This window comes from Saccharothrix sp. NPDC042600 (assembly GCF_040647305.1).
GTDB lineage: Bacteria > Actinomycetota > Actinomycetes > Mycobacteriales > Pseudonocardiaceae > Actinosynnema > Actinosynnema mutabilis.
Window position 1 is genome coordinate 25,088 of the sequence record NZ_JBEZBW010000069.1, and the last position, 19,640, is coordinate 44,727.

Sequence of the window (19,640 nt, forward strand, 5' to 3'; positions counted from 1 at the left end):
GCTAGTCCGAGCCGGATCCGAGCCGGATCCGAACAGGTCCGGCGCAGTGTGGATCACGTCGGCGAACAACCGGAGAGGAACGACATGACCCGCACGAGCCGTGAGGTCCGCCTGGCCGCCCGCCCCGTCGGCGAGCCGGGCGCGGAGCACTTCGACCTGGTCCGCACCGAGGTGCCGGAGCTGCGCGAGGGCCAGGTCCTGGTGCGCAACACGTGGATGTCCGTGGACCCCTACATGCGCGGCCGCATGGACGACGCCCCGTCCTACATCCCGCCGTTCGAGCTGGGCGCGCCGCTGGAGGGCAGCGCGGTCGGCGAGGTGGTGGAGTCCACTTCGGACGTCCCGGTGGGCGCGGTGGTGACGCACTTCCTGGGGTGGCGGGAGCACGCCGTGCTGGACGCGGCGGCGGTGACCGTCGTGGACACCGCCCTCGCCCCGCCCCGGGCGTACCTGGGGGTGCTGGGCACGCCGGGGCTCACCGCGTACGCGGCGCTGACCCGGGTGGCCCCGGTGCGGCCCGGTGACGTGGTGTTCGTGTCGGCGGCGGCGGGCGCGGTGGGCAGCGTCGCCGGTCAGGTGGCCCGGAAGCTGGGTGCGGCGCGGGTCGTCGGCTCGGCCGGTGGCCCGGTGAAGACCAAGAAGCTGGCGGACTTCGGCTACGACGCCGCGATCGACCACCGGGAGGGCGACCTGCCCGGCCAACTGGCGACGGCCGCGCCCGACGGCGTGGACGTCTACCTGGACGCGGTCGGCGGTGACCACCTGGAGGCCGCGATCGGCGCGGCCCGGACCGGCGCCCGGATCGCGCTGGTCGGCGCTGTCGCGCAGTACAACCTGACCGAGCCGCCGCCCGGTCCGCGCAACCTCTACGAGGTGGCCAAGAAGGAGATCTCGATGCGCGGCATGCTGGTCACCTCGCACTTCGACCTGTTCGGCGAGTACGTCGGGACGGCGGCGCGGTGGCTCGCGGACGGGTCGCTGCGGGCGGAGGAGACCGTGGTGGACGGGCTGGAGCGCGCGCCCGAGGCGTTGCTGGGCGTGTTGCGCGGTGCGAACACCGGCAAGATGCTCGTGCGGCTGGGTGACCGGTGAGGGCGCTGCTCGTCGTGGCCCACCCGCGCCGCGACTCACTGACCGCGCACGTCGCCGACCGGGTGCGGGCCCGGTTGGCGGCCGGCGCGGAGGTGGACGTGCTGGACCTGCACGCCGAGGGCTTCGACCCGCGCATGACCGAGGAGGACGAGCCGGACTGGTCCGATCCCGGCAAGGCGTACTCGCCCGAGGTGCGGGCGCACATGGCGCGCGTGGTGGCGGCGGACGTGCTGGTGGTGGTGTTCCCGGTGTGGTGGTTCGGGCCGCCCGCGATCCTGAAGGGGTGGATCGACCGGGTGTGGAACCACGGTTTCGCTTACGGTCCGTCGAGCTTGGGCGGCAAGCGGATGCGGCGGATCGGGCTGGCGGGCGAACCGGAGGACACGTTCGTGCGGCACGGGATGGCCGGGCTGGTGGAGCGTCAGCTGCGGGACGGGGTGTCGCGGTACTGCGGCATCGACGACGTCGAGCTGACCATGCTGCACGGCACCCTGACCGGGGACGACCTCGGTCCGCTGGTCGCGGAGGCCGAGGAGGTGGCGGCCGCGTTGGTCTAGAACCGTCGCGCGAGCCAACCCTCGATGTCGCTTCGGGCCGCCTTCGCCATACCGGTCGAGCGGGACGTGAAGCCGTGGCGCGATTCGGGGTAGACGCGGAGGTCGACGTCGCCCCCGGCCGCCGAGACGCGGGCCGCCATGGCCATGTTGTCCTCCAGCAGCACGTCCAGGCCGCCGACGACCATGAGGAGCGGGGGCAGTCCGCGCAGGTCGCCGTAGATCGGGGAGATGTCGGGGGCGGTGCGGTCGGTGACGTGGCCGGCGTAGGCCCGGATGAAGTACTCGTCGGCGATCAACCGCCCGGCCGGCGTGCGACCGCTCAGGTCGTAGGTGCCGAACTGGAGCACGGCCCCGACGAACGGGGTGACGAGGTCGCGGTCGCGCAGGCGCAGCAGGGTCGCGGTGGCGAGCGTGGCCCCGGCGGAGAAGCCGCCGATGGTCACCCGTCGCGCGCCGAACCTCGCCCCCGCCTGCTCGACCAGCCACAGCGCGGCGGTCTCGCAGTCGTCGGGCGCGGCCGGCCAGGGGTGTTCGGGCGCGAGCCGGTAGTCCACGCTGACGACGACGATGCCGAGGGCGTCGGCGAGCTGCCGGTTGCGCACGTCCCCGCCGACCGCCGACCCCAGGTAGAAGCCGCCGCCGTGGATGTCCAGATGAACCCCGCGCGGCGCTACGCCGTCAGGCCGGAGGACCCGAACCTTCGTCCGCCGACCACCGGCCTCGACAACCTCCTCCACCGCCGCCGGGTCCGCGTTGGCGGGCACCTGCCGAGCCCGCGCCTCCCGCAACTCCTCCGGCCCGTTGGGCCCCCTGCCCGCCGGCGTGCCGGCGTTGAACTCCCGGCACTCGGCGACGTGCACCGCGAGCGCCGGATCGATCAACTGCTCCAACCCCAACCGCACGGAACTCCCCCAACGCCGAAATCGCGACGAGGGGCAGTCCACCACAGGTGGGGACCTGCGGTGAACCGCCCCGGCTCGTCGGTGCCCGCGGTCAGGCGGCGGCGCGCTCCAGGCGCACCACCGTCGTCTTGTCGATCTCGACCGCGTTGCCGTAGTGCGGGTCGATCGCGTAGCCGTGCGTGGTCACCTCGACCGGGCCGCGTTGGAACGGCGTCGTGCCCGTCGGGTCGGCCATCGCCGTCCACGGGGTCGCGGCGCCGGGGACGCAGTCGACCGCCGTGGCGTAGTCGCCGCGGATGAGGACGTTGTTCTTCACCTGCGCGACCCGGCCGTTGAGGTGGATGCGCACCGGCGCGGAGCAGTCCACCGTTCCGTTGATGGTGGCCTTGCCGTTGAGCGAACTCGCGGTGCCGCTGGTGGAGACCGCGATGTCCAGGCTCAGCTGCGCGGGCGGCGGCGGGTTGAGCACGTGCACCTCGCCGCGGGCCGCGACGGCGGCGAACTCGCAGTGCTGCTCGAACGTCGCGTCCAGCCGCTCGACGTAACCGCGCGGCCCGAACTCGATGGCCTCGATGGTGAAGGTGCCGCCGAGCTGGTTGCAGCCCCGCCCGTTGCCGGAGTAGTCCAGGCCCGGCGCGGTGCTCGGCTGGAACGGGTACCGCTGCGCGTCGGTGTACGTGCCGACGGTCGGCTGCTGCCCCTGTGGCGCGGCGAACTCGACCGACCACCAGTCCCCGTTCGCGCCGTCGATGTTGACGCGCACGTAGTCGTTGTTCTCGCTGCCGGACGCCCGCACCGAGTCACCGGCGTCGGTGTTGTACTTGTAGGACAAGCCTTGCGTGACCCAGTCGCCGGGATCGCCGGTGAACGAGGCCGAGCCCGTGGTGTCGGCCGACGCGCTCGCGGACGGCGCCAGCGACACCAACGCGGCCGCCGACGCGACGACAGCGACGACGGCACGGCGGAGTAACGAACCCTTCAAGAATCCCCTCATGTTCGGGTGAAGCTCCACGAGGATCATGGCGTGGGGGGTGCGGTTTCCTTGGCCGGCCTGCCGTTGCCCGCCAACATCGTTCGTTCCGCTGCACACCGATTGCACGTTGGGGTCGAGCGCGGCGGGGCCGTTCACCGGACATGTCGTGCCGTCGAGGCGCGGCGAGACTCCCGTCACTGGCCGACCTCGCGGTCTGCGTTGATCACTAGCATCGCGAGGCATGCGTGCCGTGTTCCCCGGCTCCTTCGACCCTGCCACGCGGGGACATCTCGACGTGGCGCGCCGGGTGGCGGGCATGTTCGACGAGGTCGTCATGTGCGTCCTGACCAACCCGGCGAAGACCGGCCGGTTCCCGTTGGCCGAACGGCTGGCGTTGTTGGCGGACCTGACGAGCGACCTGGTGAACGTCACGGTGGACTCGTGTCCCGGCCGGTTGCTGGTCGACTACTGCCGTGAGGCGGGTGTCGGCGTGATCGTGCGGGGCGTGCGCAACCTGGCCGACTTCGAGCACGAGTTGCCGATGGCGCACACGAACCGTCACTTGTCCGGGATCGAAACGCTCTTCGTGCCGTCGAGCGCCTCGAACGCGCACATCTCCTCGACCCTGGTCGTGGCGACGGCTCCGCGGTAGTGGGGGTCGCCTACTCCCTCGCCTGAGCACCGGGGCGGCCGGGAGGGATCGCCCGTTCCTCGTTCGGGTGCCGGCCGGCTCGGTCATCGCCCGGTCCACGAGCGGCTGGCCCTCGGCGTCCAGGCCCCGGACGGCGTCGGCGGTCTCGCCGGTCACCGGGCGCGGCCGTGCAGCGCCTCCTCGACGGTGTGGAAGAGGGTGAGTTCCAGGTCCAGGCCGGTGATCTCGATGGGGCGGATGACCGGCCGGTTGGCGTCCACGACCAGGTGCAGCGACCGGCCGGCGGCGTCGGCGCGCCGGGTGGCCTCCAGCAGCGCGGTCAGGCCGATCGAGCCGAGGAAGGTCACCGTGGACAGGTCCGCGACCACGACCTCGCACGGGCCCCGGTCGACGGCGTCGGTGAGCGCCGCCGCGAGGCCCTCGACCGAGTCGAGGTCCACCTCGCCCGCGACCGCGAGCACCAGCGCGCCGTCGAGGACGCGGCGGTCGATCCGCAGCGCGCCGGGCTCGGTCGGGTCCGGGTGGTCGTCCACGGCCGGCAGGCTACCGGACCGGAGCACCGGTGATCATCGGCCTTGTGCCGGGGTGTCGCCCCACGTCTGCGCGGGCGCCACGTGCGAGGGACGGCTCTGACCGGCGAGGAGGACCTCCGCCCACACCGTCTTGTGCTCCGGGTGGCGGACCACGCCCCAGTCGGTGGACAGCGCCTGCACGATCACCAGGCCGCGACCACCGGAGGCGTCCGCGGTGCGGATGCGGGGCTGGCCGGAGCCGGCGTCGTCCACCTCGACGCGCAGGCGCTGCCCGGCCCGGACCAGGCGGCACCGGCGGGGCGGCTCGCCGTGCCGCAACGCGTTGCTGACCAGTTCGTCCACCACGAGCACGGCGTCGTCCACCGCGACCCCGGCGCGGTCCGAGAGCAGATCACGCACAAGGTCACGCACCTCGCGCACGGCGACCCCGTCCAGCGCGAGCACCACCTCGTCGCCAGACTCGTCTCCCGCGTCCCACGACTGCGAGGACATGACCACATCACCCCCATCGGGCATCCCGCCGCACCAGCGGCTCACGCGACGACATACCCCGCGCGGCGACCCGCGAATCCGCCGGGATGCGGACTGCGGCCCCTCTCACGCCCTCGACGTGCGTGCGGCTGACCGGGTGAGGGCGGGTTCCCGATCCGGTGATCTTGCTTGCCCGCACCCACCGCCGACCCGAGACTCCGCCCTATGACCTCCACGGAGAACGACCTGCTCCTCGACAAGATCGGGCGGGGATTCGACCACCTCGACGCCGACGGTGACGGGCTGCTCGACGAGCGGGACCACGTCCTCATGGGCGAGCGCGTCGCGGCGGCGCTCGGGCACGGGTCCGGGTCGGCGGAAGAGGAGCGGATCGTGGACATGTACGTCCGCGTCTGGCACGACGTGCACCTCCCCCACCTGCCGGCCGGGACCACCGCCATCGGCCGGGACGAGTTCATCGCCGCCACCCGCGACCTCGCCGACGACCCGGCCGCCGCGGACGCCACGCTCGGCGCCCTCGCCCGGGAGTTCCTCCGGATCGCCGACATCGACGCCGACGGCCGGGTCACGCCCGCCGAGTTCCTGACCTTCCAGCGCGGCCACTTCCCCGACCTGAGCGACGAGGACGCCGCCGCCGCGTTCGAGCACCTCGACACCGACGGCGACGGCTCGCTGTCCCCGGAGGAGTTCATCCGGGCCACCGTCGAGTACTGGACCAGCACCGACCCCGACTCGCCCGCCAACTGGTGGATCGGTCGGCCGCGGCCGACCGCCTGAGGCGGATCAGCAGCCGGGTTTCGGGCAGGGCAACCGGGACGCCGCGCCGGTGAGCAGCCGCAGGGCGCCCTCGCGGCTCTCGTCGGCGGGCATGCCCTGCGGTCTGGCGTTGCCGTTCGCCCCGCCGTACTCGACCGTCAGGAACACGTTGTGGTCCACGGCCCTGACCCGGCTGTAGCTCTGCACCCCGTTGTACTTGTGCATGACGTCGCCGTCGTCCAGGCCGGCGCCCGTGATGGCCGGGTCCTTCGCCTGCGGGTCCGACGCGAGGTGGTGGCGGGCGTTCCCGGTGGCCGACCGGCCGTCGCCGGCGCGGTAGCGCATGACCGTGACCGTGACGTAGCGGTACAGGGGAGTGCCGGGCGTGTCGGGCGCCCAGTCGTCGTGCGGCAACACCGGCACGTTGCCGGAATCGCCGAACTCGTGGCGGCACTCGACCATGTCGACCCGGTCGTCAGAAAACCGGACCGGCTCCCGGCTCGGCGGTGCGGCGGGGAGGCCGCGCGACAGCGCGGTGACCGTCCCCGGGTCCACGAGGTCGCACGCCTCGATGAGCGAAACGTACTCGGGCTCTTCCGCCGCGCAGGCCGATGCCACCGTCGCCAACAACAGGGCGACGACCCCCAGTCTCACCATGCCGCGAACCCTAGCGCGATCACGCTCCAGATGCGGCTGACCACCGATAGTAGGTGTTGATCGTGACCGGGTCGGCCCCATACTCGCGAGCGGAGCGGCGGTCACCCCCACCCTGCACCGACCGCCGGCTCGTCTGGAGGTCTTCCATGAAACTACGGGCGGGACTTCTCACCGCGGCCCTGTTGCTGCTGGGAACCAACGCGATGGCCGCCGCACCGGACTCGACGCCGTTCTACTGGCAGGTCCCGGGAGCCGATGAGCGCACGCTCCAGGACGCCGGGTTCGACGTCGAACACGGCGTGGACGGCGGCGTGCAGGTGGTCGGGGACGCGCGGGTGGCCGGCCGGCTGACCGCGCTGGGCTACCAGCCGAAGAAGTTCGACACCGTCTACAAGCCGGTGCCGCCCGGCCGCAGCGGCGACATCGGCGTCCAGACGTTCTACGGCGGCTACCACACGGTCGCCGAGCACGAGAAGCACCTGACCGACGTGGCCGCCGCGTACCCCGCGCTGACGCAGGTGTTCGACATCGGCGACAGTTGGCGCAAGACCCGCGGCCTGGGCGGGCACGACATCAAGGCCATCTGCATCACCAAGAAGCAGGCCGGCGACTGCGCGTTGAGCCCCACCTCCCCCAAGCCCCGGTTCGCCATGATCGCGCAGTTGCACGCGCGGGAACTGGCCACCGGTGAACTCGCGTGGCGCTGGATCGACCATGTCACCCGCGGCTACGGCACCGACGCCGAGGTGACGTCCATCCTGGACACCACCGAGCTGTGGGTGGTCCCGATCGTCAACCCCGACGGCGTGGACATCGTCGCCTCCGGCGGCAGCCGGCCGCTGATGCAGCGCAAGAACGCCAACAACACCGGCGCGTCCTGCTCGGTGCCGAGCTACGGCGTGGACCTCAACCGCAACTCCACGTTCAAGTGGGGCGGCGCGGGCACGAACCGGTGCGGCGAGACCTACCAGGGCACGGCGGCCGGGTCGGAGCCGGAGACCAGGGCGCTGGAGGCGTGGTTCAAGCAGCTGTTCCCCGACCAGCGCGGCCCCGGTGACACCGACCCCGCGCCGGTGACCACCAAGGGCGTGATGATCACGATCCACAGCTACGGCAACCTGATCATGCCGCCGTGGGGCTGGACGTGGAACGCGAACCCGAACGCCGCGCAACTGGCCGCGCTGGGCAAGAAGATGGCGGCGTTCAACGGGTACACGGTGGTGGCCGAGGGCGACACGACGGGCACGACCGACGACTTCACCTACGGCACCCTGGGCATCGCCAGCTACACGTTCGAGATCGGGTCCAGCAGCGGCAGCTGCGGCGGGTTCTTCCCGCAGTACTCGTGCGTGGACAGCCTGTTCTGGCCGCGGAACAAGGGCGCTTTCCTGACGGCGGCGAAGGCCGCCAAGGCCCCTTACGCGAGCTGACGCCGGCGGCCGGTGGACGCTACCCCGCCGCGGGTGCGTCCGCCGGCCGCGCGACGGACAGGATGACCTCGCGCAGCCGGTCCACGTAGAGGCGGATGTTCTTGTACGCCACGTCGTTGTCCGGGTACCGGCACGCGAACTGGAGCCCTTCGTGCAGCCGGGTCACCCACACGCACACCTGGTCGCCGTAGGACACGCGGATCAGCCCGTACGCCTTCATGTCCCGCCAGCGCTCCGAACCCGGCGTGGGGCGGGCGTCCATGAACGAGACGATCGAGTACAGGTCGGGCGAGGTGGGGCGGAAGTCGTCGCCCAGCAGGCGCAGCACGCGCGCGACCGGCACCCGCGACGCCGGGCGGCTCGCGCGCAGTTCGGCCTGGGCCGCGCGCAGCAGGCCGTCGAAACCGCCCGCCGTGGCCACGGGCAGTTCCACCGGCACGCCGCCGACGTACCAGCCGACCGAGTCCGACCACCGCGACTTGGCCCGCGTGTGGAACGGCACGACCGTGCGGTAGACGTCGTCGCCGGTCATCTCGCGCATGATCAGCGCGGTGGCGGCGAGGACGCCGACCAGGGAACCGCCGTAGGGCCGGCAGTGCCGCTCGAACGCCGCCGCGTCGGCGTCGTCCACCAGCATCTCGTGCAACGACTTCTGCGTGGGCAGCGGGCCGCCCGGCGCCAGGCCCAGGTCGAACGGGAAGTTCGGCATCCGGCCGTCGCAGCGCGCCACGAACCGCCGCCACCGGTCCACCACCGGGTGGTCGGCGTCCACCTCGTCGGCGTCGGCGCGCTCGGTGGCGCAGAAGTCGACGTAGCTGGCGATCGGCGCGGCGTCCACGGTGCGGCCGTCGAGCGCGGCGGCGTACAGCTCGTGCAGCTCGGCGGGGACGCGGTACATGGAGTAGGCGTCGACGTTGCTGTGGTCGAACGCGAGGTAGACGCTCGTGCTGTCCTCGCGGGCCACGGCCGCGTAGATGAAGTTGGGCCAGGTGAGGGTGTCGGCGGCGACGTCGAACCGGTCCTGGAGGTGCTGCACGAGCACGTCGGCGTCGGTGAACTCGCCGACGTCCTCTCGGTGCAGCGCGACGGCGTCGGCGTCGAGGGTGAACCGGCGCATCTCGCCGTCCTCCCACCGGAAACCGCTGCGCAGCGTCTCGTGCCGCAACGTCCACACCCGCAACGCCTCCTCCAGGGCGTCGAGGTCCACCGCGCCCGGCAGGTCGAACGCGACGCCCAGCCACGTCGGGACGAACAGGCCGTCCTCGCGCAGGCTCCGGGCCGTGCGCACGTGCGACTCCTGCAGGTACGCCGGCGGTCGCGCGTCGTCCGGCGCGCCGGTCGCGGCGGCCACGGGGCGCAGCACCCACTCCACGACGCGCCCTGGCCGGACCTCACAACGCTGGACATCGGTGATGCGCATGACCTTCTCCGTCTGCCTGCCGGTGCGGCACAAGGCGGCGCGCAGGCGTACCTGAAACCTTCGGGGGGAGGGTGGCTCGTCTCACGACCACACGGCGGAATGTCGCCGTACCCGAGCGAGGACCTTAACGACGGCCCGATCAAGAAACCACCGCCGAAGACCCGAGCCACGCTATCGAGTGAACTCGTGATGTGACTGCCGTCACAGATCACCGGCAACCGGAATGACCATGACCGATCTAACGGTTGGACCCTAGGTCAAACGTTAGAACGCGCCCGGAGGCCGAGATGACCAGCCGCTTCGCCCAAGTCATGTTCACCCCGGACGTCCAGCTCCACCAGGAGCGGCACGGCAGCCGCGACGCCTACGCCCGGATGGCCGACGCCGCGCCGGTCCGGGACCGCATCGGCCCCGACGAGGCGGCGTTCATCGCCGAGCGCGACAGCTTCTACCTGGCCACCGTCGGGGAGACCGGGTGGCCCTACATCCAGCACCGCGGCGGCCCGCCCGGGTTCCTGCGCGTGCTGGACGAGCACACGCTCGGCTTCGCCGACTTCCGCGGCAACCGGCAGTACATCACCCGCGGCAACCTCGACCACGACGACCGCGTGGCGCTGTTCCTGATGGACTACGCCAACCGCACGCGCCTCAAGCTCATCGGCCACGCCCGCGCCGACGACTCGCCCGAGGTCGTCGAACGGCTCGCGCTGCCGGACTACCGGGCGAAGGTCGAACGCGCGGTGCTCATCGAGGTCGAGGCCTACGACTGGAACTGCCGCCAGCACATCCCGCAACTGTTCCCGCGCGACGCCGTGGAGCAGGCCGTCGGCGCGCTGCGCGACCGGATCACCGAGCTGGAACAGGAAAACGCCCGCCTGCGCGCGAGGTGACGCGGGCCGGCCGGGGGCGTCGCCGGGGCCGGCCGGATCGGCCGGGGTCGCCGGGTCAGGCGGGGGCGTCACCGGGTCAGGCGGGACGTCACCGGGACAGCCGGGGCGTCATCGGGACAGCCGCCACCGGACCTCGCCGTCGTGCACCTCGTCGGTGGGCGCGAGTCCGGCGGCGGTCGCGACGGCGGCCGACGCGTGGTGGTCGGGGTGGACGTGGGCGACGACCGTGCGCACGCCCTGCCGCCCGAGCCAGTCCACGAGCCCCCGGGCGGCTTCACGGGCGATCCCCCGCCCCTGGAACGGCGTCCCCACCACCCAGGCGACCTCCGCGACCGGGCCCTGGTCCGTGGGGCCGACCGTCGCCTGGACCGTGCCCGCCAGGCGGGACTCCTCGCGCAGCCGGACGACCCAGTTCAGCCAGGAGACCGCGGGATCGGGCGAGCCGGCGAGCATGCGTTCGTAGCGTGACCGCAGGGCTCGCGGGTCGTCCGGGGTGCCGCCGGTGAACGTGTGCAACGCGGGATCGGCCAACACGACGGCCATCTCCTCCGCGTGGTCCACCCGCAACGGCACCAGGTCGAGGCGGGCGGTGCCGATGGCTGGGGCGTGGAGGCGGCCGGACATGTGGGCCAACAGTAGTGCTCACCCCACGGTCACCACCCGGGCCCACGCCGGCGGTGGGTCCGGTCGGTAGTCGCCCGGTTTCGGTGGGCGGCGGAACAGGCCCACGACCGTTCGGCACGGCGGTCGCACGGTGGGCCACGGGGTCTGGCCGTCGGTCAGGGCGACGATGACGTCCGGGCGGGTGCGCAGGGCCCGGGTGAAGCCGGTGCGCAGGTCGGTCCCGCCGCCGCCCATCAGGGGGATGCCCTCGGCTCGGCACAGCGGGTGCGTCACGTGGGCGGCGGCGTCGCAGGACAGGACCGACACCAGGTCGCGCCGGCCGCCCACGGCGCGGGCGATGGCGGCGATCTCCAGCAGCGCGCTGCCCAGTTCCGCGTCGCTCACCGACCCGGAGGTGTCCACGACCACGCACACGCGCGGCGGCCTGCGGCGCAGGCTGGGCAGCACGACACCGGGCAGGGCGGTGGACCGGCGCGCCGGGCGGCCGTAGGTGTAGTCGTCGCCCGCGCCCGCGGCCGACGCGGCCGAGCGGACCGCCGCGCCCAGCAGGTCGCGCCACGGCTGGGGCGGGTGGAACGCCCGCTCCGCCCACCGCCGCCAGCCCAGCGGCACGTCGCCCGGCCGGCCGGTGATGGCCTCGGCGACCCGGAACCGCACCGCGTCCCGCTCCTGCTCGCTGAGCCCGTGCGCGCCGTCCGGCCCCAGGTCCCACTCGCGCTCCAGGCCGTCCGCGCCGCTGCCGCAGTCCAGCCACGTGAACGCGTCGGTGTACGGGCCGAGCCGGAACTGGCGCAGGTAGTCCTCCATCAACTGCCCCTCGCGCAACTGCAGCAGTTCCGGCTCCACCGCGCCCTCGGGCCGTGCCAACCCGTCGCCGAACACGTCGTCGTTGATCTCGCAGTCAGCGGCGATGTTCATCCGCAACCGCTCCCCCGGCCCGGTCAGCCCGTGCTCCGCGGCGAACCGGTCGCCGCGCCCGTGGTGGTCGCGCAGCAGGTGCGACACCTCGTGCACCCACACCCCGGCCAACTCCTCCTCCGGCGTGCGGTCCACGAAGGCCGGGGAGACGTAACAACGCCAGTGCCGGTCCACGGCCATCGTCGGCACCCGCCGCGACTCCACCACGTGCAGCGCGAACAACGCCGTCGCCAGGTACGGCCGGCAGCGCACCGCGTGCAGCCGGGCGGCGAACAGCTTGCGCTCGTCCAGGCTCACCGGCCCGCCCCGACGCGCGCCGCCGTCCGGTCGGCCAGCCGCGACACCGACACCGCGCCGGAGAGCCGCTCGATCGCCGCCGGCACCTCCCAGTCGTCGCGGCGCAACGCGGCGAGCGTCGCCGCCGGCACGACGACCAGGTCCGGCGCGCCGGTGTCCAACGCCCGCACCAACAACGCCCACGCCGCGTCCCACCGCGCCGCCTCCGGACGTCGCCGCACCGCCTCCACCACACCGTCGAGCACCGCTTGGCGCAGGTCGCCGCGCTCGGGCAGCACGGCCGCCGCCGGGTTCGCGAGCAGCGACTCGGGGTCGGGCAGGTCCATCCGGTCCAGGCTCGCCAGCAGCTCCAGGCCCGGCCCGTCGCCCACGGTCCCCCGCACGAGCATCGACAGCACGTCCCGGGACACGTCCGCCGCGGTGGCGAAGGCGATCAGCCGCAACGCCATCTCCCAGCTGCGCGGCGACGGCCACGGACCACCGCGCCGGGTCTCGTCCTTGGGCAGTTGGTGCACCAGGTTGGGGCGGGCGGCCAGCAGTTCGCACACCGCCCGACGCGCGTAGGCCACGGCGTCCGGCAAGCGGCCCGGGTCCAGGCGCGGCAGCTCGGCCCGCGGCCACGTCCCGCCCAGCCCGCGGACCACCACGTCGTGGTCGTGGGCCCACTGGAGGTGGACGAACCGGTTGGCCAGCGGCGGGCTGAGCTCCCAGCCGTCGGCGGCGGACGAGCGCGGGTTGGCGGCGGCCACGATCCGCACGCCCGGCGGGAGGGTCAGCGCGCCGATCCGGCGTTCGAGGACGACCCGCAGGAGCGCGGCCTGGACCGCCGGCGGCGCGGTGGACAGCTCGTCCAGGAACAGCAGTCCGCGGCCGGCGCGGACCAGGCGCACCGCCCAGTCCGGCGGGGCCATCGGAACGCCCTGCACCGCCGGGTCGTCGCCGACGACGGGCAGGCCGGCGAAGTCGGACGGTTCGTGCACGCTCGCGATGACCGTGGTCAGCGGCAGGTCGAGGGCGTCGGCGAGCTGGGTGAGGGCGGCGGTCTTGCCGATCCCCGGCTCGCCCCACAGCAGCACCGGCAGGTCGGCGGACACGGCCAGGGTCAGGGCTTCGAGCTGGGCGTCGGAACGGGTTTCGGTGGTCGTGCGGCCGAGCAGGGCGAGCAGGTCGGCGGCGACGTCGAGCGGTCGCGCGGACAGGGAAGTGGGCATATTCGGGCACCCTCGGGTTGCGTAGGGACGTGCGTCGGCCGAGCGAGCACGCGGGGGGATTCAGCGAGAGAACGCGTGGCGCGGGCGGACCCGTCGCCGACCGTCCTTTGTGGAGGGAGCCGGGCCGCCGGCGAGTCCGGCCCGGTACAGGCCGTGCGCCAGCCGGCGGCGGACCGCCGCGTCCAGCTCGTCGCGCAGCGCGCCGGCGCGCAGGAGCGCCTCCGGGCCGAGCAGGGCTTCGACGGCCGCGACGGCGCCGGCGGTGTCGCCGTGGTCGAGCCGGGCGCGAACGTCCACAAGGGACTCCGGTTGTCGGTGCACGTCGTCGATCGCCCGCAGGCACGGCAACGGCGGACCGCCCCACTCGGCCAGCAGCTCCTCGCGGCGGACCTCGTCGGGGTCGTGGTCCAGCGGCACCAGGACCCCGTCCACGACGCCGATCCGGTGCGTCGCGCCGCGGCACTCGACCAGGCGCGGACCCGTTGCGGGGTCGGGACTTCCGGTTGTTCGCCGGTGGCCGGGGACCAGGGCCGACGCGACCAGCGGGTGCAGCCGGTCGGCGTCGACCAGGCCGGCGCGGAGCAGGTCGAGGTCGGGTGGTGTGCGGGTGGCGGCGTCGGGCAGGACGGGCCGGGTGGGGTCTCGTCGGGGAGCGGCCGTGAGCACGGGTGTCGGCTCGTCCGGGGCCAGCGCCAACCACCGACCGGCGTTGAGCCGCACGGTGATCACGCGGTCGGCGCACCGGTCCGCGCGCAGGAGGAGCAAGGCCTCCGGCACCCAACGACCGACAGCGAAACCCTCCCCCTCGACGGCCCACGGCGCGGCGGGTCCCTCGGCTGGCGGCGGCCCGACGGCCCACGACGCGGCGGGCCCCTCGGCTGCCGGCGACCCGACGGCCCGCGAGCCGGCTGCGCGCAGCGCGGTGGTCAAACCCGGCGGGGGATCGCCGCCCGCGGACCGTTCCCGCAGCTCGCCGGCCCGGCGCGCGTCCCACAGGTGGCGGTGCAGGTCCAGGCGGAACCGCCGGTCCGGCCGGGGGTGCGGGTGCGTGCCCGCGCCGGCCCGGGGTTCGGCCGGGTCCCACCACGCCAGGCTGATCCGCTGCCCGGCTGCCGCCCACGCCGGTGGCGTGCGCGCCACGAGGTGCGGGCCCGCCGCGTACCGGGCCAGGGACACGGTGAGCCCCGGGCGCAGCAAGCCGTCCGGACCGATCCTCGGGAAGTGCCAGCGCAGCAGGTCGGGGGCCAGGTGCCGCAGGTCGGCGCGGACCTGTGCCGCGAGCTGCCGACCGTGGGTCCGGCCCACGGCCCGCAGGTCCAGGTCCACGTCGAAGCGCGCGGCGGCACAGGCCCCGGCCCAGTCGCCCACCGAGCGGCGGGCGGTCGCTGTCTCGACCATCGACGGCGGCACGGCGAACTCGCGCACGCGCGTCCAGAAGTGAAGGCGAAGGTTCTCATCCGCGGTGGTGTGGTGCATCAGCACTCACCTTGCGCGAATGAAACCCCCGATCTACCAGAGAAGGTGATCATCGCGGCCGAGCGTACCAGCAAACGGCGCTCAGGTGTGCGAGACGACGAGCCGGAAACCGGCGTCCCACTGGTCGAGGTCGAGCAGGTCGCGGTGGTCGTCGTGCCACCGGCCGCTGTCGAGGTCCGCGCGCAGGCGGCGGACGCCGCGGTCCACGGCGGCGGGGTCGGTCTGGGCCAGGGCGGAGCACGCGCGGCGGACGCGCGGGTCGAGGTAGGCGTCCGGGCGTCGCCAGTACGCGGGGAAGACGCCGTCGACGAAGTCCCACGGCAGCGGCAGCGGCGTGACGCTGTCCGCGCCCAGTTCGCCCGCGATGTCGGCCGCCGACGGGCGGGTGCGTTCCAGGTCGGCGATCTCGGGCACGTACTCGCGGACGAACCAGAACTCGGTGTGCAGGCTCGTGTCGTAGGCCAGCACGACCCGGCGCGGCGCGATCCGGCGCAGTTCGGCGAGCCCGGCCCGCCAGTCGGTCCAGTGGTGGACGGTGAGCACGGCCAGCGCGGCGTCCACGGCGTGGTCGCGCAGCGGCAGGGCCTCGGCGACCGCGCGCACGGCCGGTCCGACCTCCGGCGGGCGTTGGCGGATCATCTCCGTGGACGGTTCGAGGGCGACCACCGTCCGGTCGTCCGGCTCGTAGGAGCCGGTGCCCGCGCCCACGTTGGCGATCGTCCGCGCGCCGCCGAGCGCGTCGAGGATCGCGGTCATCCACCGCGGGTCGGTGCGGCGGCCCAGCGCGTAACCCGTGCCGATGTCGTCGTAGAGATCCGTGCCGGCCACTGTCCCCCCAGTGCTCAAGCGGAAAGTTTCGACGTGGGCGGCGACGGGCCGGTCCGGGAGGGCCCGGATCGGCCGTCGTCACCCGCGGGTTCGGCCCCGGCGGTCACGCCGACGCGCCCCGGGGCTTCACCACCTCGGGGGCCTCGCGCGCGGTCACCAGGCCCAGGCGCCAGGCCAGCAGAGCGGCCTGGACGCGGTCTCGCAGCTCCAGCTTGGCCAGCACCCGGGACACGTGGCTCTTCACCGTGGTCTCGCTGACCTCGAACTCGCGGGCGATCTCGCGGTTGGACCGCCCCTGGCCGATGGCGCGCAGCACCTGGCCCTCCCGTTCGGTCAACGACAGCAGGGCCGGCGCCGACGGGTCGGGCAGCGGGATGATCTGGAAGCTCTCGAACACCCGCTTGGTGACGTGCGCGGGCAGGTACGCGCCGCCCTCGGCCACCGCCCGGATCGCGCGCGGGAACTCCTCCCCCGGCGACCCCAGCGGCAGGTAGCCGCTCACACCCGCCGCGATCGCGGACACCAGCAGCTCGTCCGAGTCGTCCTGGGTGGCCACCACGACCCGCTGCCCCGCCAGCAGCCGCGCCACCCGGAAATCGTCCACCCGCAACAACGACGCCCCGACCAGCACCACGTCCGGCTGGTCGCGGCCGATCCGGTCCAGCAGTTCCGGCACGCCGTGCACCGCGCCGACCACGGTGATCGCGTCGTCCCGCGCGAGCACGGCCCGCAGGCCGTCCAGGATCACCTCGTGGTCGTCGGCGAGCAGCACGGCGATCCCCCGCCGCGCCCGCCCCGCCCCGGCCGGCGTCAGCACGCTTATCGCCCCGGTCTCCCGACGGTACCGGGGCCCGACTGAATACTCGTCCGACACTTCTCCGGTCACGTTCTTCCGACCCCCTCGGCCACGGGTTTTCCCCACGGCGTTTCGAAACAGTCGCGGCGGGCGCGAAAACACCACCGGAACCGCGAGCCGCCCGGGACCACCGACCCGCGGCACCCCGGCCGTCTGCTTCACCATCCCCAGGCGCCGCCGGCAATCCGGATCGACGCCACCCCAGTTGCAAACAATATGCATTAACACCCAACCTACCGGACCACCGGACGGGCGGCAACGTCCGCACGGTGTGTGCACGCACTCACACTAACGCGCCAATTAGGCGGGGAGACATGCCGCTTTAGAAGTAATCCCGGCAACGCCGGGCGTCGATCCGCCACGCGCCGCGCCCTCCACGCCGAGCACGTCGAACTCCTCCCGGCAGGCCCCCAGCCGACGGGTCCACGTGCTGGTCAACTCGCTCGCGCCGACATCGGCCAGGTACCCGGCCCGGGTAACGCGCAGGCCCGCCTCGGCGTAGACGTGGGCCAGTTCCCGGCGCACCCATTCGGGTGTCGGTTCGGCGATCCCGGTGACGGCGGGGGCCGCCGGCCGCCAGGCGTGGAGGTTCACGGTGATGTGGAACCGGGCGCCGGCGCGGCACGCGCCCGCCAGGCCGGCGAGCACGGCGGGGTCGCGCCCGAGGACACCGCGCAGCAGGCTGCCCCACGGCATCAACACGTGCATTTCGTCCACATCGCCCAGACAGGGCGGCATCTCCTCGGCGGCGGCGTGGACCAGCACCAGGTTGGGCAGCCCGCCGCGCGCGGGTTTGGCGGCGGCGCGCGCGGACACGCCCCGCATCCGGTCGGGGTTGGCGTCCACGCCGACCACCAGCCGGTCGGGGTCGGCGCGGGCGAGCCGGTAGGCGTGCTTGCCGTCGCCGGTGCCCACGTCGAGCAGGACCGACCGGTGACGGGCGCGCAACTCGGCGAACTCGGCGTCGGCGAGCGGCACGCACCGCTTGCCGACGACCTTGACCAGACCTTCGGAAGGCATGACGGGGCCCTTCGCGTGAGTGGGTGAGGACCTGCGGGAAACGGCCGGCGACGGACCGCAGAATTACGGGGAAACACCCTCCGGGACATCGCCGGAGGACCCTTGTCAATCGTTGCCGGAAATACCGGCCGCTGCCCACCCCTCCGGAGCAGCGCGGAGCCCGGTCCTGGGAAAATGTGGCCGTAAATCACGCCAATGGGGGAAGTGAACCCCGTCAAAATCACTCTGCGTGATTAGTTTTCTCCTACCAGCGGACGAGACGTCACCCTACTTCGGAAGGAACGGTGCTCGTTCGAAATATCCGCACCGGGCATTCGCCGGAATGAGCCGGCGGGCCACCCAAAGAAGTCTGTCGAAAACGGCGGAGTCGCTCATAGGCTGAGCGGCGTCCCCAATTCGCGACGACCGGAGGGCCATTTGCCCGGGCCGGGTCGGATCGACATCAGCCGGAGACGCCACCATGACCGTTGACCCCACGATCGAGCTGCGCCTGACGCTGAACGGCGACCCGGACGTGCCCGCGCTGACCCGGGCGTGGGCGGCGCTGCGCGCCCGGCACCGCGCCCTGGCCGGTCCGCTGGGTGCGCACCGGGACGTCGCCGCGTTCGAGGACGCGGTGCGCGCGGGCCCCGGCTGCCACCTGCTGCGCGCCCCCGGCCGGCACGAGTTCGCGCTGACCGCCGGGTGCGACGCGGCGTCGGTGCCCGCGGTCCTGGCCGAGCTGTCCGCGCTCTACGCCCGCGAGCTGGGCCACCCCTCCGAGGGGCTGCCCGCGCCGGCCCCGGCCGTCCCGCACGACCGCCCGCCGCACGACGTTCCCCCGCCCGGACCGGAGCTGCCGGGCCTGGAGCTGTTCGGGCGCGGCGAACCGGGCCCGCGCGTGGTGACCCGCGTGGACCTCGGCCACCCGACCCGCCGGCACGTCTCCGCGCTGGCCCGCCGGCACGGCGTGACCCGCGAGGTCGTCGTGGTCACCGCGTGGGCGCTGCTGCTGGGCGAGCTGGCCGAGCGGGACGAGTTCGTGCTGGGCCTGGTCACCGATCCCCGCGACCCGGCCGCGCACCGACCCGCCGTGGGCGCGCTGCGCGAGGCCCGCCCGCTGCGGGTGGACCTGACCGGCCGGCCGTCGTTCGCCGACGCGGTGCGCCGCACCACCGCCGCCGTGGCGACCGCCCGGTCCCGCCCCGGTGACGCGCCCGCCGACGTGGCGGTGCAGTACGGCGAGCAGCCGGCGGCGGCGCTGCGGCTGGCCGGCCTCGACCCCGCCGAGGTCCCCGCCGCCTTCTGGCTGGCCGACGACCTCCCCGGCCCGCACCGGGTCGTGCTGCGCCTGCTGGACACCCCCGACGGGCTGCTCGCCGGCGTCGCGCACCACCCCGACGCCCTGGACGGGCCCGGCGCGCGGCGCTGGGTGTCCCGGCTGGCCGCGCTGCTGGCCGGCGCGCACGACGAGTCGCCCGAGCCCGTGGTGATGTCCGAGGACGAGCACCGCCGGGTCGTGCTCGCGCCCAACGCGACCGCCGTGGACCTCGGCGCGCCCGCGACGGTCCACGACCTGGTCGCCGAGCAGGCCCGCCGCACCCCGGACCGGACCGCGCTGGTCTTCGCCGGCGCCGAGGTCGGCTACGCCGAGCTGGACGCCCGCGCCAACCGCCTCGCCCACGAGCTGCGCGAGCGCGGCGTGCGGCGGGAGACGCCGGTCGCGGTGTGCCTGGAACGCGAGACGGGCCTGGTGGTCGCGCTGCTGGCGGTGCTCAAGGCGGGCGGCGCGTTCGTGCCGCTGGACCCGCAGTACCCGCGGCAGCGCCTGGCCCACATGCTCGCCGACTCGGGCGCGGCCGTGGTGCTCACCCAGGGTCGGCTGCGCGACCGGTTCGCCGCCGACGGCCCGCCCGTGCTGGTGACCGACGACGACGCGACCCGGTTCGCCCACCACCCGAGCAGCGCGCCGCCGGCGTCGTCCGGCCCGGACGACCTCGCCTACGTCGTCTACACCTCGGGATCGACCGGGCGGCCCAAGGGCGTGATGGTCGAGCACCGGGGCATCGCGTCCTAC

The 19,640-nt window shown here is 73.8% G+C and carries 20 protein-coding genes; 7 read left to right on the top strand and 13 right to left on the bottom strand.

Annotation, left to right across the window (positions count from 1 at the left end):
* Positions 1 to 84: 84 nt before the first annotated feature.
* Together AB0A74_RS30460 and AB0A74_RS30465 are read left to right on the top strand one after the other, a co-directional pair.
* Positions 85 to 1,092 carry an NADP-dependent oxidoreductase gene (locus tag AB0A74_RS30460; RefSeq protein ID WP_358254806.1) on the top strand — a complete coding sequence of 336 codons (1,008 nt, stop codon included), beginning with the start codon at positions 85 to 87 and terminating at the stop codon, positions 1,090 to 1,092.
* Positions 1,089 to 1,649, top strand: coding sequence for an NAD(P)H oxidoreductase (locus tag AB0A74_RS30465; RefSeq protein ID WP_358254808.1), 561 nt, complete (start codon positions 1,089 to 1,091; stop codon positions 1,647 to 1,649). Before AB0A74_RS30460 ends, AB0A74_RS30465 begins: the two co-directional genes overlap by 4 nt.
* Here AB0A74_RS30465 and AB0A74_RS30470 read toward each other — a convergent pair.
* Positions 1,646 to 2,551: an alpha/beta hydrolase gene (locus AB0A74_RS30470; protein ID WP_358254810.1), complete on the bottom strand. Its 906-nt coding sequence runs from the start codon at positions 2,549 to 2,551 to the stop codon at positions 1,646 to 1,648. The genes AB0A74_RS30465 and AB0A74_RS30470 overlap by 4 nt on opposite strands.
* 91 nt (positions 2,552 to 2,642) lie before the next feature.
* The gene (locus tag AB0A74_RS30475) at positions 2,643 to 3,545 is read right to left on the bottom strand and encodes a hypothetical protein (RefSeq protein ID WP_358254812.1); all 903 of its coding nucleotides are present in this window, start codon (positions 3,543 to 3,545) and stop codon (positions 2,643 to 2,645) included.
* A 220-nt stretch (positions 3,546 to 3,765) separates the two neighbouring features.
* On the opposite strand from AB0A74_RS30475, the gene coaD reads away from it, so the two are divergent.
* On the top strand, positions 3,766 to 4,176 hold the full coding sequence (gene coaD / locus AB0A74_RS30480; protein WP_358254813.1) for a pantetheine-phosphate adenylyltransferase: 411 nt from the start codon (positions 3,766 to 3,768) through the stop codon (positions 4,174 to 4,176).
* A gap of 152 nt (positions 4,177 to 4,328) precedes the next feature.
* On the opposite strand, the gene AB0A74_RS30485 is transcribed toward coaD, so the two are convergent.
* Together AB0A74_RS30485 and AB0A74_RS30490 are read right to left on the bottom strand one after the other, a co-directional pair.
* A complete protein-coding gene (locus tag AB0A74_RS30485) occupies positions 4,329 to 4,709 on the bottom strand; it encodes an STAS domain-containing protein (protein ID WP_358254815.1) in 381 nt (126 codons plus the stop codon).
* 33 nt (positions 4,710 to 4,742) lie between these two features.
* Entirely contained in the window at positions 4,743 to 5,201 is a 459-nt protein-coding gene (locus tag AB0A74_RS30490) for an ATP-binding protein (protein WP_358254817.1), read from the bottom strand.
* Positions 5,202 to 5,405: 204 nt separating this feature from the next.
* Between AB0A74_RS30490 and AB0A74_RS30495 the strand changes: the two genes are divergently transcribed.
* Positions 5,406 to 5,978 (top strand): EF-hand domain-containing protein, encoded by a 573-nt coding sequence (locus AB0A74_RS30495; protein ID WP_358254819.1) that lies wholly within the window; start codon positions 5,406 to 5,408, stop codon positions 5,976 to 5,978.
* Positions 5,979 to 5,984: 6 nt separating this feature from the next.
* Here AB0A74_RS30495 and AB0A74_RS30500 read toward each other — a convergent pair whose 3' ends face one another.
* Entirely contained in the window at positions 5,985 to 6,614 is a 630-nt protein-coding gene (locus tag AB0A74_RS30500; protein WP_358254821.1) for a hypothetical protein, read from the bottom strand.
* A gap of 146 nt (positions 6,615 to 6,760) precedes the next feature.
* On the opposite strand from AB0A74_RS30500, the gene AB0A74_RS30505 reads away from it, so the two are divergent.
* Positions 6,761 to 8,044: a M14 family zinc carboxypeptidase gene (locus AB0A74_RS30505; RefSeq protein ID WP_358254823.1), complete on the top strand. Its 1,284-nt coding sequence runs from the start codon at positions 6,761 to 6,763 to the stop codon at positions 8,042 to 8,044.
* A gap of 19 nt (positions 8,045 to 8,063) precedes the next feature.
* On the opposite strand, the gene AB0A74_RS30510 is transcribed toward AB0A74_RS30505, so the two are convergent.
* Positions 8,064 to 9,464: a condensation domain-containing protein gene (locus AB0A74_RS30510; protein WP_358254825.1), complete on the bottom strand. Its 1,401-nt coding sequence runs from the start codon at positions 9,462 to 9,464 to the stop codon at positions 8,064 to 8,066.
* A gap of 287 nt (positions 9,465 to 9,751) precedes the next feature.
* Here AB0A74_RS30510 and AB0A74_RS30515 point away from each other — a divergent pair, with 287 nt between their 5' ends.
* On the top strand, positions 9,752 to 10,354 hold the full coding sequence (locus tag AB0A74_RS30515) for a pyridoxamine 5'-phosphate oxidase family protein (protein ID WP_358254827.1): 603 nt from the start codon (positions 9,752 to 9,754) through the stop codon (positions 10,352 to 10,354).
* 108 nt (positions 10,355 to 10,462) lie between these two features.
* On the opposite strand, the gene AB0A74_RS30520 is transcribed toward AB0A74_RS30515, so the two are convergent.
* The 7 genes from AB0A74_RS30520 to AB0A74_RS30550 all read right to left on the bottom strand — a co-directional run bounded on the left by AB0A74_RS30520 (position 10,463) and on the right by AB0A74_RS30550 (position 17,584).
* Positions 10,463 to 10,978, bottom strand: a complete 516-nt coding sequence (locus AB0A74_RS30520; protein WP_358254829.1) for a GNAT family N-acetyltransferase — start codon at positions 10,976 to 10,978, stop codon at positions 10,463 to 10,465.
* Between the two features lie 18 nt (positions 10,979 to 10,996).
* Positions 10,997 to 12,193 carry a VWA-like domain-containing protein gene (locus AB0A74_RS30525; RefSeq protein WP_358254831.1) on the bottom strand — a complete coding sequence of 399 codons (1,197 nt, stop codon included), beginning with the start codon at positions 12,191 to 12,193 and terminating at the stop codon, positions 10,997 to 10,999.
* Positions 12,190 to 13,404: a MoxR family ATPase gene (locus AB0A74_RS30530; protein ID WP_358254832.1), complete on the bottom strand. Its 1,215-nt coding sequence runs from the start codon at positions 13,402 to 13,404 to the stop codon at positions 12,190 to 12,192. The genes AB0A74_RS30525 and AB0A74_RS30530 overlap by 4 nt, the downstream gene beginning before the upstream one ends.
* A gap of 60 nt (positions 13,405 to 13,464) precedes the next feature.
* The gene (locus tag AB0A74_RS30535; protein WP_358254834.1) at positions 13,465 to 14,880 is read right to left on the bottom strand and encodes a hypothetical protein; all 1,416 of its coding nucleotides are present in this window, start codon (positions 14,878 to 14,880) and stop codon (positions 13,465 to 13,467) included.
* An 81-nt stretch (positions 14,881 to 14,961) separates the two neighbouring features.
* Positions 14,962 to 15,636 carry a class I SAM-dependent methyltransferase gene (locus AB0A74_RS30540; RefSeq protein WP_358254840.1) on the bottom strand — a complete coding sequence of 225 codons (675 nt, stop codon included), beginning with the start codon at positions 15,634 to 15,636 and terminating at the stop codon, positions 14,962 to 14,964.
* 175 nt (positions 15,637 to 15,811) lie between these two features.
* Complete coding sequence (locus AB0A74_RS30545) at positions 15,812 to 16,525, bottom strand: response regulator transcription factor (RefSeq protein ID WP_358254836.1); 714 nt, start codon at positions 16,523 to 16,525, stop codon at positions 15,812 to 15,814.
* Positions 16,526 to 16,864: 339 nt separating this feature from the next.
* Complete coding sequence (locus tag AB0A74_RS30550) at positions 16,865 to 17,584, bottom strand: class I SAM-dependent methyltransferase (protein WP_358254837.1); 720 nt, start codon at positions 17,582 to 17,584, stop codon at positions 16,865 to 16,867.
* Between the two features lie 460 nt (positions 17,585 to 18,044).
* Between AB0A74_RS30550 and AB0A74_RS30555 the strand changes: the two genes are divergently transcribed.
* The coding region (locus tag AB0A74_RS30555) for an AMP-binding protein (protein ID WP_358254838.1) at positions 18,045 to 19,640 on the top strand (1,596 nt) is incomplete at its 3' end.